Source organism: Azoarcus sp. KH32C (genome assembly GCF_000349945.1).
Taxonomy (GTDB): domain Bacteria; phylum Pseudomonadota; class Gammaproteobacteria; order Burkholderiales; family Rhodocyclaceae; genus Aromatoleum.
The window spans coordinates 3782511-3796553 of the sequence record NC_020516.1 but is presented as its reverse complement, the minus strand read 5'-3'; the positions used below and the strand labels follow the sequence as shown (position 1 = coordinate 3796553).

Annotated in this window: 12 protein-coding genes; 5 read left to right on the top strand and 7 right to left on the bottom strand. The window is 66.3% G+C overall.

Annotated elements, in window-relative coordinates; translation table 11 throughout:
* Nucleotides 1-114: 114 nt before the first annotated feature.
* Nucleotides 115-729 carry a transferase hexapeptide repeat family protein gene (locus AZKH_RS16900; RefSeq protein ID WP_015437006.1) on the bottom strand — a complete coding sequence of 205 codons (615 nt, stop codon included), beginning with the start codon at nucleotides 727-729 and terminating at the stop codon, nucleotides 115-117.
* Nucleotides 730-1033: 304 nt separating this feature from the next.
* Between AZKH_RS16900 and AZKH_RS16895 the strand changes: the two genes are divergently transcribed.
* From AZKH_RS16895 to AZKH_RS16880, 4 genes are all read left to right on the top strand, one after another.
* Entirely contained in the window at nucleotides 1034-1801 is a 768-nt protein-coding gene (locus AZKH_RS16895; protein ID WP_156822122.1) for an enoyl-CoA hydratase, read from the top strand.
* Nucleotides 1798-3324, top strand: coding sequence for a 3-hydroxyacyl-CoA dehydrogenase (locus tag AZKH_RS16890; RefSeq protein ID WP_015437004.1), 1527 nt, complete (start codon nucleotides 1798-1800; stop codon nucleotides 3322-3324). The genes AZKH_RS16895 and AZKH_RS16890 overlap by 4 nt, the downstream gene beginning before the upstream one ends.
* A 27-nt stretch (nucleotides 3325-3351) precedes the next feature.
* Nucleotides 3352-4554, top strand: a complete 1203-nt coding sequence (locus tag AZKH_RS16885) for a 3-oxoadipyl-CoA thiolase (RefSeq protein ID WP_015437003.1) — start codon at nucleotides 3352-3354, stop codon at nucleotides 4552-4554.
* A 210-nt stretch (nucleotides 4555-4764) separates the two neighbouring features.
* Nucleotides 4765-5190: a cupin domain-containing protein gene (locus AZKH_RS16880; protein ID WP_041656318.1), complete on the top strand. Its 426-nt coding sequence runs from the start codon at nucleotides 4765-4767 to the stop codon at nucleotides 5188-5190.
* 49 nt (nucleotides 5191-5239) lie between these two features.
* Here the strand turns inward: AZKH_RS16880 and AZKH_RS16875 are convergent, their stop codons facing one another.
* On the bottom strand, nucleotides 5240-6718 hold the full coding sequence (locus AZKH_RS16875; RefSeq protein WP_231874422.1) for an HD-GYP domain-containing protein: 1479 nt from the start codon (nucleotides 6716-6718) through the stop codon (nucleotides 5240-5242).
* Here AZKH_RS16875 and AZKH_RS16870 point away from each other — a divergent pair.
* Nucleotides 6686-8776, top strand: a complete 2091-nt coding sequence (locus AZKH_RS16870; RefSeq protein WP_015437000.1) for an ATP-dependent helicase — start codon at nucleotides 6686-6688, stop codon at nucleotides 8774-8776. The genes AZKH_RS16875 and AZKH_RS16870 overlap by 33 nt on opposite strands.
* 16 nt (nucleotides 8777-8792) lie before the next feature.
* Here the strand turns inward: AZKH_RS16870 and AZKH_RS16865 are convergent, their stop codons facing one another.
* The 5 genes from AZKH_RS16865 to AZKH_RS16845 all read right to left on the bottom strand — a co-directional run bounded on the left by AZKH_RS16865 (nucleotide 8793) and on the right by AZKH_RS16845 (nucleotide 13806).
* Nucleotides 8793-10181 (bottom strand): MBL fold metallo-hydrolase RNA specificity domain-containing protein, encoded by a 1389-nt coding sequence (locus tag AZKH_RS16865; protein ID WP_041657462.1) that lies wholly within the window; start codon nucleotides 10179-10181, stop codon nucleotides 8793-8795.
* A gap of 97 nt (nucleotides 10182-10278) precedes the next feature.
* The gene (locus tag AZKH_RS16860) at nucleotides 10279-10461 is read right to left on the bottom strand and encodes a hypothetical protein (protein WP_015436998.1); all 183 of its coding nucleotides are present in this window, start codon (nucleotides 10459-10461) and stop codon (nucleotides 10279-10281) included.
* Between the two features lie 42 nt (nucleotides 10462-10503).
* Entirely contained in the window at nucleotides 10504-11490 is a 987-nt protein-coding gene (locus AZKH_RS16855; protein WP_015436997.1) for a zinc-dependent alcohol dehydrogenase family protein, read from the bottom strand.
* 83 nt (nucleotides 11491-11573) lie between these two features.
* Nucleotides 11574-12443, bottom strand: a complete 870-nt coding sequence (locus tag AZKH_RS16850; RefSeq protein ID WP_015436996.1) for a hypothetical protein — start codon at nucleotides 12441-12443, stop codon at nucleotides 11574-11576.
* Between the two features lie 160 nt (nucleotides 12444-12603).
* Nucleotides 12604-13806 (bottom strand): ammonium transporter, encoded by a 1203-nt coding sequence (locus AZKH_RS16845; RefSeq protein WP_015436995.1) that lies wholly within the window; start codon nucleotides 13804-13806, stop codon nucleotides 12604-12606.
* Nucleotides 13807-14043 lie beyond the last annotated feature (237 nt).

Here is a 14043-nt window from a genome sequence, read left to right as displayed (position 1 = left end):
GGGTCCGGACGGCGCGTTGCGCTGATCGGACGCGCCTCCGGCGGGCATCTCCGCTTTCTCCCTCGCCCGCCGGTGTTTGCTCCGGCCTGATGCTCACGCATCAGGCCGGCTTTTTTACGTTCGCCGCTTCTGTTCGCTCAGCGGCACGATCTGCGGCATCACGATGCGCTTGCGGTTCGTTTCGACCGCGACGAGCGCATCGGTCTCGACCATCGTCTCCAGGCAGCGCACCGCGAGGTTCTGGTAGATGCCCGTGCCCTGGACCTTCCACGCCATCTCCTGCTCGGTCAGGGCGCGCACGACTTTCGCCGGCACGCCCGCGACGAGCGAATTCGACGGCACGACCATGCCCGCCTTGACGAAGCTGCAGGCCGCAACGAAGGAGTTCTCGCCGATCACCGCGTTGTCCATCACGACCGCGTTCATGCCGACCAGTGCGTTGCGCTCGATCGTGCAGCAGTGCAGCACGGCGCCATGACCGATGTGGCCGTTCTCATGCACGACCGTGTCGTGCTCGGGAAAGCTGTGGATCACGCAAGTGTCCTGGACGTTGACGCCGGCTTCGAGGATCAGCCGGCCGAAGTCCCCGCGCAGGCTCGCGCAGGGGCCGACGTAGCAGCCGGGGCCGACGATGACATCGCCGATCAGCACGGCCGACGGGTGGACATAGGCGCTCGGATGGACGACCGGCACGACGCCGTCGATGGCAAATACGCGGGGTGGGTTCATGGCGGTCTCCGTGGCGAACGATGTAGGGCAAAAAATTTGATTTAGAACAAATTGGGCGTATGCTTTCGCAAGTGAGGCTGCAGGGCGCCCAATCTTTCGCTCTAATAGGTCATAGTATTGATATAAATGGCCGCGTCAAGGGCCGGGTGCCGGCGATGGAGTATCCCGTGAGTTTTCGCTGATTCCGGCAATGTCGCGGATCGGCTTTCTGGCTAAATAAGTAAATATATTGACTTAAATATTGAGGTCTTGCTATCTTGGAAGCGTGCCCTCGTATCGGGCGTCCAGGATGGGAGTAATCGCGATGAGTGTGGTCATTGAGCGGCCTTTGGAACGGATCGCGCTGATCCGGCTGAATCGGCCGGAGGCACGTAATGCGCTGAATCAGGAAACGCGCATGCAGCTCGCGGCCGCCTTCGACCAGCTCGGGGCGGATCCGGAGGTGCGTTGCGTGGTATTGACGGGCTCCGATAAGGTGTTCGCGGCCGGTGCGGACATTCGCGACCTGTCCGAACGCAGCGCCGTCGAGATGATGCTGCGTAACACGCATCGCCTGTGGCAGGCCATCGCCGACTGTCCGAAGCCCGTGATCGCCGCGGTCAACGGCCTTGCGCTCGGCGGCGGCTGCGAGCTCGCGATGCACGCGGACATCATCGTCGCGGGCGAGGGCGCGGCCTTCGGCCAGCCCGAGGTGCGCATCGGCATCATGCCTGGCGCCGGCGGAACGCAGCGGCTGACGCGCGCGGTGGGCAAGTTCCGCGCGATGAAGATGGTGCTCACGGGGCAGCCGGTCGGCGCGCGCGAAGCGCTCGAGATGGGGCTTGCGAGCGAGGTCGTCGCCGATGAACAGGTGCAGGCCCGCGCGCTGGAACTCGCCGCCGAGATCGCCGCGCTGCCGCCGCTCGCCGTCATGCAGATCAAGGAAGTCGTGCTCGCCGGCCAGGACGCGTCGCTCGACAGTGCGTTGGCCCTCGAACGCAAGGCATTCCAGTTGCTCTTTGCCAGCTCGGACCAGAAGGAAGGCATGCGCGCCTTCCTCGACAAGCGCAAACCGGAATATGTGGGGCAATGACAATGTTCGATGCGAACCGTAACGATCTCCTGCTCGGTGTCGTCGGCACCGGCCTGATGGGGCGTGGCATCGCGCAGATCGCGGTGCAGGGTGGCATGCGTGTGCTGCTGCATGATGTGCGGCCGGAAGCTGCGGGCGAAGCGCGCGATGCGATCGCGCAAACGCTCGCGACACTTGCCGGGAAGGGAAAAATTTCCACTGACGATGCGCATGCGGCGACCGCGCGCCTCGGAATCGCCGAGTCGCTCGACGCGCTGGCGGACTGCAACGTCGTCGTCGAGGCCATCAGCGAGAACCTCGAAGCCAAGTGCGGGCTTTTCCAGCGTCTGGAGGAGGTGGTCGGCGAGCGCTGCATCCTTGCGACGAACACCTCGTCGTTGTCGGTGACGGCGATCGCGGCGGCCTGCCGCATCCCAGAGCGTGTCGCGGGCTTCCATTTCTTCAGCCCGGTGCCGCTGATGAAGATCGTCGAGGTCATCGACGGCGCGCTGAGCGAGCCGTCGGCCGGCGACGCGCTGATGGCGCTTGCGCGACGCATGGGCCACACGCCCGTGCGCGCGAAGGACTCGCCGGGTTTCATCGTGAACCACGCCGGACGCGGTTTCGGCACCGAAGCGCTGCGCATCCTCGGCGAAGGTATCGCCGGTTTCGCCGACATCGACCGCATCCTCCGCGAAGCCGCGGGCTTCCGCATGGGGCCGTTCGAACTGCTCGACCTTACCGGGCTCGATGTGTCGCACCCCGTGATGGAGTCGATCTACGACCAGTACTACCAGGAACCGCGCTTCCGGCCATCGCCGATCACGCGCCAGCGTCTTGCCGCCGGGCTCCTTGGACGCAAGAGCGGGCGGGGCTTCTACGTCTATCGGGACGGCAAGGCCGAGTCGGTGGCCGAGGAGGCTCTACCACCGAAGACGGCGACGCCGATCTGGCTGAGCCGTCGCAACGAGCCCGCCGCCGAACGTGCGGAGGCGCTACTCGACCGGCTCGGCGCACCGCGCGACCGCGGCGAGCGTCCCGGCGCGGATTCGCTGTGCATCGTGCTGCCGCTCGGCGAGGATGCCACGACCGCGGCACTCGCCGAAGGGCTGGACCCCGCACGCACGCTCGCGCTCGATCCGCTCGCCCTCGACGGCCGCCGCACGTTGATGCGCACGCCGCTCACCACCCGCGACGCCGCGGACGCCGCCCGTGGCCTTTTCGCCGCCGACGGCACGCCGGTCACGGTGATCAACGACAGCCCCGGCTTCGTCGTGCAGCGCGTGCTCGCGACCATCGTCAATATCGGCTGCGACATCGCTCAGCAGCGGGTCGCGACGCCGGAAGACATCGACCGTGCCGTCACGCTCGGCCTCGGCTACCCGAAAGGGCCGCTCGCGATGGGTGACGCCCTGGGCGCGTCGACCGTGCTCGCGATCCTCGATGCGATGCACGACTTCTATCGCGATCCCCGCTACCGCCCCAGTCCCTGGCTCGTCCGCCGCGCCCGCCTCGGCGTGTCGCTGCTGACGCCCGAAGAATGACCCTGCGTCCATAACAGAGGAGACACCATGCTCGACGCCTATATCTACGATGGCCTGCGCTCGCCCTTCGGCCGCCATGCCGGCAAGCTCGCCGCCGTCCGTCCCGACGACCTCATCGCCACCGTGATGCGCGAACTCGTCGCGCGCTCGCCCTTCCGCGCCGAGCAGATCGAGGACGTGATCCTCGGCTGCACCTCCCAGGCCGGCGAGGACAGCCGCAACGTCGCGCGCAACGCGCTGCTCGCCGCGGGCCTGCCGCCCACGGTGCCGGGCCAGACCGTCAACCGCCTGTGCGCGAGCGGCCTCGCCGCGGTGCTCGACAGCGCCCGCGCGATCAGCTGCGGAGAAGGCGAGCTGTACCTCGCCGGCGGCGTCGAGAGCATGAGCCGCGCGCCCTTCGTCGTCGGCAAGGCCGAGTCGCCCTACAGCCGCGAGTTCAAGGTCTTCGATTCGACGATCGGCGCACGTTTCCCGAATCCGCAAGTCATCGAGCAATACGGCAACGACACGATGCCCGAGACCGGCGACAACGTCGCGGCCGAGTTCGGCATCTCGCGCGAGGAGTGCGACCGCTTCGCCGCCGCCTCGCAGATGAAGTACGCCGCCGCGCGCGAAGCCCGTTTCTTCGAAGACGAGATCCTGCCGATCAGCGTCCCGACCGGCCGCAAGACCCCGCCCGTCGTCGTCGCCGAGGACGAACATCCGCGCCCCGAGACGACCTATGAGACGCTAGCGAAAATGCGGCCGCTCTTCGACGGTGGCGTCGTCACCGCCGCCAACGCCTCGGGCATCAACGACGGGGCCGCGGCGCTGCTCCTCGGCAACGCCGCCGTCGGCGAGCGCGTCGGTGTGAAGCCGATCGCGCGCATCCTCGCCGGGGCGGCCGCGGGCGTCGAGCCGCGCATCATGGGCGTCGGCCCGGCCTTCGCGATTCCCAAGGCGCTCGAACGCGCCGGGCTCAAGCTCGCCGACCTCGACCTCATCGAGATCAACGAAGCCTTCGCGTCGCAGATGCTCGCCTGCCTGAAGCTGATGAAGGTCGCGTACGACGACCCGCGCGTGAATCCCAATGGCGGCGCGATCGCGCTCGGGCATCCGCTCGGCGCCTCCGGTGCGCGCCTCGTGCTCACCGCCGCGCGCGAACTGCAGCGTCGCAACGGCCGCTACGCGGTGGTCAGCCTGTGCATCGGCGTGGGGCAGGGGCTCGCGCTCGTGCTCGAACGCGTCTGAGCCGTCCGTCACTTGATTCATCTCCTCCCTCTTCGGCGCCAGCGAGCTCTCTCCCTCCTCCTCTGATCGCCGGAGTCTTGTCCGGCTTGGTGATTGAGTATCAAGCGATCCACCGAGCCGGCTTTCTTTCTCATCTCGACGCGGCGCTGTCCGCGAACTAGGCTGATGGAGTCGCGGCCGATCCGCCGCAGTGTCGGGCAGGAGATTCCCATGCCGAGTGACAACACGCCCTCATCACCGACCGTCGTCGCGGTGCGCCCCGACCGCGAAATCGTCACCCGCCAGCGCCTGCCGTATTTCGTCGGGATTTCCGGGGAGACGGTCGGCAGTCGCGGCCTGTCGATGCACATGGTCGTGATCCCGCCCGGTGGCGTCGCGGCCGCGCACAGCCATCGCGGCTACGAGACCGGCATCTACGTGCTCGAAGGCAGCGTCGAGACGCGCTACGGGCCGGGACTGACCGAACGCGTCGTCAGCAGTGCCGGCGAGTTCCTTTTCATCCCGCCGGATGTGCCGCACCAGGCGATCAACCTCAGCGACAGCATGCCCGCGCGTGCGATCGTGGCCCGAAACGATCCGGCCGAACAGGAAAACGTCATCCCCTATGATCCGGCGGAGAACGAGGACGGGCGCTGACCGTCCGGTTAAGGTTTTGGAGGACTGTCGGTTCTTCTCGCTTCTGGCATTAGATGCCGAAATGAAACCGAACCCGATCTTCCAGCAGCCGCCGGACATCCCCCTCGTCACACTGGTCAAGGGTGTTGAACACTTTGCGGGAGAGGGGGCGGAAGGCAGCCATCACATGCGGGTCGAAATGGCTCCCGGTGTCCGCCTCCAGGATCGACATCGTGGTCTCGAAGCTCATCGGCTCTTTGTAGGGTCGTCTGGAACTGAGCGCATCGAAGACGTCCGCCACGGCAAATATGCGCGCGGCAAGCGGGATGTCGTCGCCCGACAGTCTGCGCGGGTAACCCGAACCGTCCCACTTTTCGTGATGGGCCGCGACAACCGCGTTGGCGTCCTCCAGCCATCCGATGCCGGAAACAATCTCCTCGCCGCGCGCCACGTGCGTATGCATGATTTCGCTCTCTTCGGGGGCGAGCTTGCCCGGTTTGAGCAGAATCGCATCGGGAATGCTGATCTTGCCGATGTCGTGCAGAAAGCTGCCGACGATCAAGGACTGCATCGCCCTGCCGCGCAGGCCGAGCTGTTCGCCGATGCATGCGGCAATCCAGGCAACCCGAAAATTGTGGGCGCCGGTATCGGAATCCCGCATCGCGATAGCGCGCCCGAGCGCTTCCATCATCGAGAGGTGCGAATCGAGGATTTCGCGGGCCTTGCGCTCGTTTTCGGTCGACAGGCGAACGACGACGGGATAAATTGCGCTGCCGCACAGCAGCGAGGCGAGCCCGACCATCAGGGCAGCGCTGAACGCATTGGCACGCAGTTGCTCGCGCAGCCACGGGGGAACGACGCGAACGCCTTCGAAGTATCCAGTGATCCGATCCACGTCGACGGCCCCTCGCAGCGGTACGAAAACCCGCAATACCCAACGCTTGTCGTCGAGTCTGAAGCTCTCGTGAAAACCCGCAAGGTAAGTGGGGCGAGCGTGCGAGGGCAGTTGTTGTTCAACCGCTTCGCCCTCCTCGGTCATTGCGTGAGCGAGCTTCAGTCCCTCCTGGTCGTAGATTTCGGCAATGTCGAAGAGTCCCCCCGCAAGGACATCCGCCGCCTTGCGGGCGTTGTCGCCTGCATCCGGGCCGGTCAGGTCATGAGCGCCGAAATGATGCAGCAGGCGGCGTGACTCGTCGATTGCAAGCCATACCGTTCCATCCTCGGCACGCTTGTACGTGACGAACCAGGCGACAGGACTGGCCAGAGCCGCGAGCAGCGCGCTGACGACCGCAATCCGTACCGCCGTTTGCCTGTTGAATGAGTTCATGGTCAGCTCCCAACCAATGACTATGCATAGTCCGAGCGGAGATGGGCTCTCAAAGTTTTCACGTTCTGTGACATTCGACACCGGGCCTGCCCCGACACAAGCGCTTGCTCCCTGCGGGTTGACTGTATATAAATATACGATTCCTCCCGCTCGTTCGCGCAGCGCCTCCCAGCCCGTTTCTCTTAATCCATGTCCAGTTCCGACCAGGCCGAAGCCGGCCATTACCTGTCCCGCCTCAACGACGCCCAGCGGGAGGCGGTGCGCTTCGGGATCGGCGACACCGCAGGGCCGGAGGACGGCGCGCTGCTGGTGATTGCGGGTGCCGGCTCGGGCAAGACCAACACGCTCGCGCACCGCGTCGCACACCTGATCGTCAATGGCGCGGACCCGAGCCGCATCCTGTTGCTGACCTTCTCGCGGCGCGCGGCCGACGAGATGATCCGCCGCGTCACGCGCATCGTCCGCCAGGCGACCGCAGGCCGGCCCGGGATGGGGGAGGTCGAGCTGCCCTGGGCGGGCACCTTCCACAGCGTCGGCGCGAAGCTGCTGCGCGACTACGCGGGGCGCATCGGGCTCGATCCCGGCTTCACGATCCACGACCGCGAGGACTCGGCCGACCTGATGAACATCGTCCGCCACGAGTTCGGCTTTTCGGCGAAGACCAAGCGCTTCCCGATGAAGGGCACCTGTCTTTCGATCTATTCGGCCGCCGTGAACACCCAGGCCGAGATGGCCGCGCTGCTGCTGCAGTCCTTTCCGTGGTGCGCGATGTGGCAGGCCGACCTGCAGCGCCTCTTCCTCGGCTACGTCGAGGCCAAGCAGGCGCAGCAGGTGCTCGATTACGACGACCTGCTGCTCTACTGGTCGCAGATGGTCGCCGAGCCCTCGCTCGCGCAGGAGCTCGGCGAGCGCTTCACGCACATCCTCGTCGACGAATACCAGGACACCAACCGTCTGCAGGCGTCGATCCTGCACGCGCTCAAACCCGACGGGCGCGGGCTGACGGTCGTCGGCGACGATGCTCAGTCGATTTACGCCTTCCGCGGCGCGACGGTGCGCAACATCCTCGACTTTCCCAGCCACTTCACGCCGCCCGCGCGCCAAGTGACGCTGGACCGCAACTATCGTTCGACGCAACCCATCCTCGCCGCCGCCAACGCCGTCATCGCCCGCGCGAAGGAACGCTTCAGCAAGGACTTGTGGAGCGAGCGCACCTCCTCGCAGCGTCCCCGCCTCGTGACGGTGAAGGAAGACGCCGAGCAGGCGAACTTCATCGTCGAGCAGGCGCTGGAGCGGCGCGAAGCGGGCATCAAGCTCAAGTCCCAGGCCGTGCTTTTCCGCGCCTCGCATCACAGCGCGCGGCTGGAGGTAGAGCTGACCCGCCGCAACATCCCCTACGTGAAGTTTGGCGGCCTGAAGTTCCTCGAAGCCGCACACGTCAAGGACGTGCTGGCGGTGCTGCGCTGGGCGCAGAATCCGCGCGACCGCGTCGCCGGCTTCCGTGCGCTGCAGCTCCTCGCCGGCATCGGCCCGAAGACCGCGGCACGCGTCCTCGACAACGTCGTCGCCGCGCCCGCCGGCTGCGCGCTGCTCGCCGAGCAGCCGGTCCCGGAAGGCGCCGCCCAAGGCTGGCAGGAACTCGTGACGCTTGTCGAAAACCTCGCCCAGCGTGGCGCGCCCTGGCCCGCGAGCTTCGAGGCCGTGTGCCGCTGGTACGAGGAACCCCTTTCGCGGATCTACGACGACGCCGCGATCCGCCAGGGCGACATCGACCAGCTCGCGCGCATCGCCGCGACCTACCCGGGCCTCGAACGCTTCCTCACCGAACTCACGCTCGATCCGCCCGATGCAACGAGCGATCAGGCCGGCGTGCCGCTCCTCGACGAGGACTACCTGATCCTGTCGACGATCCATTCGGCAAAGGGCAAGGAGTGGCCCGCGGTGACGATCCTCAACGTCGTCGACGGCTGCCTGCCGTCGGATCTCGCGACCGGCAGCAGCGAAGAGATCGAGGAAGAGCGGCGCCTGCTCTACGTCGCGATGACGCGCGCGAAGGACCACCTCGACCTCATCGTGCCGCAGCGCTTCTACACCTCCGGCCAATCGCGCATGGGCGACCGTCACGTGTATGGCAGCCGCAGCCGCTTCATCCCGAATTCGATCGTGTCGCACTTCGAGAGCATGGCCTGGCCGCCGCCGAAGGCCGGCGAGGACGGGGCCGCCGCCGCGCCGGTCGCCGCCGTCGATCTCGCCGCCCGCATGCGGGCGATGTGGCGCTAGCTCGCCCGGCTGCTGCTTACAGGGGAACGACCTGCATGAAGCTGGCGGCGGTCACCGGTGAATGAAACGTCGCCTGCAGTCGCTGCTGCAGCGTGTCCATCGCCTGCGGCTCGCCATGCACGAGGACGACCGGCGGGTGTCCCTTGATCCGACCGTACCATTGGACGAGCCCGTCCTGGTCGGCGTGGGCGGAGAGGCCGCCGATCGTGTGGATGTGCGCTTTCACCTCGACCTCCTCGCCCCATAGATGAACGTGCCGCGCCCCGTCGACCAGTGCGCGCCCGAGCGTGCCGGCGGCCTGGAAGCCGATGATCATGACGTGAGCGCTCTCCCGCCAGAGGTTGTACTTCAGGTGATACCTGATTCGGCCTCCCGTGCACATTCCGCTTCCGGCAATGATGATGGCGCCCGAATCGATCTCGTTGATCCGCATCGAGTCCTCGGTACTGCGGCTGATTTTCAGGTTGGGCAGGTGAAACGGTTGCGCGCCCCTGGCCTGCCACCGTCGCGCATCGACGTCGTAGAGCTTGTCGTGACGGGCGTAGACCTCCGTTGCCTGGATCGCCAGCGGGCTGTCGAGAAAGATCTGCCATTTCCCGAGCTTCCATTCGTCGAAATGTTGATGGAAGGTATAAAGCAGCTCCTGGGTACGGCCGACGGCGAAGGCCGGAACGAGGATGTTGCCGCGCCCGCTGTCGGCGCGGCGAACGATCTCGCCGATCTCTGCCCAGGTTTCGTTCCAGGGGCGGTGAAGGCGGTCGCCGTAGGTGCTTTCCATGACCACCAGATCGGCCTTGTCGACCGGTTCGGGGTCGCACAGGATCGGCGCGTCGCGGTGGCCCAGGTCGCCCGTAAAAACCACCGTGCGGGACGAATTGCCGTCGCGGAGCGACAACTCGGCAATGCTGGAACCCAGAATGTGACCCGCATCGCGGAGCGTCAGCACTACGCCGCCGAGGATCTCGGTCGGTGTCCGGTATTCGAGGGGAACGAAAGACTTCAGGGTTCGCCGCGCGTCGTCAGTGTCGTAGAGCGGCTCGATCTCCCGCTGTTGCGGATTCTTCCGTTTTCGATTCTCCCACTCGGCTTCCCTCTCCTGCAGGTAGGCCGCATCCTCCAGCATGATCGCGCACAGGTCGACGGTGGCGCGTTGGGTGAAGATCGGCCCGTCGAAGCCTTGCTTTACGAGGAGGGGGAGTCGTCCGGAGTGGTCCAGGTGGGCATGCGTAAGGACCACTGCGTCGAGATCCCGGGGCGAGAAGGGGAAGGGCGCGCGGTTGTGACGCTCGTGTTCGCGGCTGCCCTGGATCAGGCCGCAATCGACGAGTATCCGCCAGTGTCCGGTCTGTACGAGAAAACAGGAGCCGGTGACTTCACGGGTTGCCCCAAAGAAGGTGACGTTCATGACAGTCTCCGAGCCGCCCATCACATTTTCAGATTAGCTCCGGACGCGCCGGCCCGCATTGATGCTTGTCAGTGCCGCGCTCGCGACGCCCGGAGATTCAAGGACCTCCTGCGCGGTGGTGCCATGCCCATTCCTTGGCCTTCGCGATCGCGATCCGGATGGCCTTCCCCTCGTCGTAGCCCTGTTCGAGCAATGCATTGGCAATCTCGATGGCCTTCTGCCGCACCGGCGGGGAGAGATGCTGCATTGCCGGGGGATAGCGTTCCGGGTTCCAGGGCATGCTTGATTTTGGCCTCCGACGAAGAAGAGTGTGCGCCCCGATTCAAGTCGGCACCAGCACCGCGGCTCCCTGGATCTTCCCCTTGCGGAGTGCATCGAGCGCTTCGTTGGCGTGCTCGAGCGCAAAGGGCTGGATGTGTGTGTGGATCGGCGCCTGCGCAGCAATACTCAAAAAAAGCTGGCCGTCCTCGCGCGTCAGGTTTGCGACCGATCTCAGGACCCGTTCGCCCCACAACTGGCTGTAGGGGAAGGACGGAATGTCGCTCATGTGGATCCCGGCACAGACGACCGTTCCGCCCTTCCTGACGCGGAGCAGCGCCGCGGGGACGAGTTCGCCGGCCGGCGCGAAGATGAGGGCGGCGTCCAGCAAGGCCGGAGGAGGCTCGTCCCAGCGTCCTGCCCACGCGGCACCGAGTTGCCGCGCGAAATCCTGGCTCTCGGTGTCGCCCGCCCGGGTAAACGCGAAGAACTCTCGGCCTTGAAAAGCGAGCACCTGGGCGAGGATATGGGCGGCCGCGCCGAAGCCGTAGATGCCGATTCGGCGCGCGTCGCCCGCCATGCGCAAGGCGCGGTAGCCGATCAGCCCGGCGCAGAGCAGCGGCGCGAGCTCCGCTGCGGATTGCGATTCGGGAAGGGGAAAGCAGAAGCGATGGTCGGCGACGGTGTATTCCGCATAGCCGCCGTTGATCTGATAACCGGTGAAGCGCGCCGAGTCGCAGAGGTTTTCCTGGCCGCGGCGGCAATATTCGCAGCTCGCGCAGGTCCAGCCGAGCCAGGGGACGCCGACGCGCTGCCCGATGGCGACGTCGTGCACACCTTCGCCAAGCGCGACCACCCGCCCGACGATCTCGTGGCCCGGCACGATGGGCAGCCGCGGGTTCGGCAGCTCGCCATCGACCAGGTGAAGGTCCGTGCGGCACACGCCGCAGGCCTCGACTTTCAGCAGAATTTCGCCGGCGCCCGGCTGGGGGCGGGCGAGCTCCGCGAGCCGCAGCGGCGAATGGGAGGCATCCAGAAGCATTGCGCGCATGGCCGATTCCAGATGGATGACGACGCTCTCTATGCTTTCAGGATAGTTTTCGAATGAGGTCGGGGCAAGCCGACAGATCGACGTCAGCCTCGCGTCGCCATGTAGCGTGCGAACAATTCTTCGTGCAGGCCGCGCAGCGCCTTCTGCTTGGCGGCGGCTTCATACTGGCGGCCCTGGCGTTCGAGGTTCAGCAGCTGCATGACCGTCCGCGCGGCCTGCTCGGGCGCTCCGTTCTCGCAAGTCCGCGCGTCGCGCAGGGCGGATGCGAGCCCCGGGTCGGCGAGTTGCGCCCACGCGGGAAACCAGGCGAAATCGGTGTCGTCGCCGGCGACGAAGTCGCGGTCGAACTCGCGCAGCAGACGCGCCAGCGAAGGCGCCGCGATACCGCGGGCGAGGGCGGCGAAGCCCGCCGGATCGAGCCAGGCGAGCTCGGCGAGCAGCGGCCAGGCGGCTTCCAGGCCGTCGAGCTCGAACGTGATGCGGCTCATCCACGACAGCGGCCGCGGGAAGCTGCGCCAGGAGGCGATCGTTTCGGCGGCCGCGCGCGCCCGCTGCCATTGGCGCATGCGGACAAGGACGCCCGCGGCGTGCGCGTCGGGGGCCTCGGGATCGAAGGGCAGCGCCGCCATCGCGTCGGCGAGCGCCAGCCAGAGCGGAGCCAACCACTCGTCGGCCTTCGCCGGACCGAACACCTGCAGGGCGGCCGGAGCGACTTCACGCTCGATGCGGTCGATCGCCCGTTGAGCGGCGGGCGCGTCGTTGAAAGGCCGGAGACGGCGCCCGAGCTGGTCGAGCAGCAGCGTCGCAGGGGCGAGCAGCGCGTCCTGCGGAGACTCGGCGGCGAGCCGCGCGCACGCCTTGCGCCCGGCCGCGCGGTCGCGGGCACGCAGTGCGTCGAGGAGCTTGGTGCGGAGGATGGCGCCGCGGCTGTCGGCGAACAGATCGAGTTGCATGAAGCGGGCCGTTGGGCGTCTGGGCAGCGTGCGCGAATGATAGGCGTTTTTCAGCCACAGCGGCGCGACCCTCCGCGACGAGACCGGACGGGGTATTGCGCAAAGAAAATGGCGCGACCTCGGCCGCGCCATTTTCACTTAATTGCGTCTTGCAAACGCCTTACCACGAGGTTTCGTGTTCCGGCGTCGCCGATACCTTGTGGAGTGCGAGGTCGGCGCCCATGTATTCCTGTTCGGGGTCGAGGCGGATGCCGACGGTCGCGCGGATGACGCCGTAGATCACAGCGCCGCCGATCAGCGCGATGACGATGCCGGCGAGGGTGCCGACGGTCTGCGCGCCGAGGCTCACGCCGCCGATGCCGCCGAGCGACTGGCTGCCGAAGATGCCGGCGGCGATGCCGCCCCAGGTGCCGCACAGCCCATGCAGCGGCCACACGCCGAGTACGTCGTCGATCTTCAGGCGGTTCTGCGCGAAGGTGAAGAACTGGACGAAGAGCACGCCCGCGATCGCGCCGACAACGAGCGCACCAATCGGGTGCATCAGGTCGGAGCCCGCGCAGACTGCAACGAGGCCGGCGAGCGGGCCGTTATGGACGAAGCCCGGGTCGTTGCGTCCGGCGGCGAGCGCCGCAAGCGTGCCGCCGACCATCGCCATCAGCGAGTTGATCGCGACGAGGCCGTTGGCGGTTTCGAGACGCTGCGCGCTCATCACGTTGAAGCCGAACCACCCCACGGCGAGGATCCACGCGCCGAGCGCGAGGAAGGGGATGCTTGAGGGCGGGTGCGCAGCGATGGCGCCGTTCTTGTGGTAGCGGCCGCGGCGGGCACCGAGCAGGAGCACCGCAGGCAGCGCGATCCAGCCGCCGAAGGAATGCACGACGACGCTGCCGGCGAAGTCGTGGAACTTGGCGCCGAAGGCCGATTCCAGCCAGTCCTGGAAGCCGAAGTTGCCGTTCCAGATCACGCCTTCGAAGAAGGGGTAGAGGAAGCCGACGATGAAGAAGGTGGCGATGAGCTGGGGGACGAAGCGCGCGCGCTCGGCGATGCCGCCCGAGATGATCGCGGGAATCGCCGCGGCAAAGGTCAGCAGGAAGAAGAACTTGACCAGCTCGTAGCCCGAGTCTGCAACCAACTTGTCGGCGCCGACGAAGAAGGTCGTGCCGTAGGCGAGGCCGTAGCCTATGGCGAAGTAAGCGACGGTCGACATCGCGAAGTCGCTGAGGATTTTTACCAGCGCATTGACTTGATTCTTGTCGCGGACGGTCCCGACTTCGAGGAAAGCGAAGCCTGCGTGCATTGCGAGCACCATGATGGCGCCCAGCAATACGAAAAGGACATCCGCAGAGGTCTTGAACTGCTCCATTAATGTGCTCCAGTGGCTGAACTGGTGCGTAAAAGCAACGGATGTGCCAGATTTAGTAGTGCGTAAAATCAATCAGTTACAAAATCAATGCACGAAAATGCGGCGCGAGAGGCACGGTAGTGGTGCATTTGACTGTGCAATGCGCACCGTTAGTGTGCGTTGGTGTCCAAGTTGGGGCCTTGAAAAGCCTCGAAACGGTGCGTGCGGGTTGACCGGTGACCTGACCGGAACGACCGC

Coding starts and splice junctions, on each gene's coding strand:
- AZKH_RS16845 (WP_015436995.1), bottom strand. CDS start 13,806: ATGGAGCAGTTCAAGACCTCTGCGGATGTCCTTTTCGTATTGCTGGGC.
- AZKH_RS16860 (WP_015436998.1), bottom strand. CDS start 10,461: ATGCCCTGGAACCCGGAACGCTATCCCCCGGCAATGCAGCATCTCTCC.
- AZKH_RS16890 (WP_015437004.1), top strand. CDS start 1,798: ATGACAATGTTCGATGCGAACCGTAACGATCTCCTGCTCGGTGTCGTC.
- AZKH_RS16870 (WP_015437000.1), top strand. CDS start 6,686: ATGTCCAGTTCCGACCAGGCCGAAGCCGGCCATTACCTGTCCCGCCTC.
- AZKH_RS16850 (WP_015436996.1), bottom strand. CDS start 12,443: ATGCAACTCGATCTGTTCGCCGACAGCCGCGGCGCCATCCTCCGCACC.
- AZKH_RS16865 (WP_041657462.1), bottom strand. CDS start 10,181: ATGAACGTCACCTTCTTTGGGGCAACCCGTGAAGTCACCGGCTCCTGT.
- AZKH_RS16855 (WP_015436997.1), bottom strand. CDS start 11,490: ATGCGCGCAATGCTTCTGGATGCCTCCCATTCGCCGCTGCGGCTCGCG.
- AZKH_RS16895 (WP_156822122.1), top strand. CDS start 1,034: ATGAGTGTGGTCATTGAGCGGCCTTTGGAACGGATCGCGCTGATCCGG.
- AZKH_RS16880 (WP_041656318.1), top strand. CDS start 4,765: ATGCCGAGTGACAACACGCCCTCATCACCGACCGTCGTCGCGGTGCGC.
- AZKH_RS16885 (WP_015437003.1), top strand. CDS start 3,352: ATGCTCGACGCCTATATCTACGATGGCCTGCGCTCGCCCTTCGGCCGC.
- AZKH_RS16900 (WP_015437006.1), bottom strand. CDS start 729: ATGAACCCACCCCGCGTATTTGCCATCGACGGCGTCGTGCCGGTCGTC.
- AZKH_RS16875 (WP_231874422.1), bottom strand. CDS start 6,718: ATGGCCGGCTTCGGCCTGGTCGGAACTGGACATGGATTAAGAGAAACG.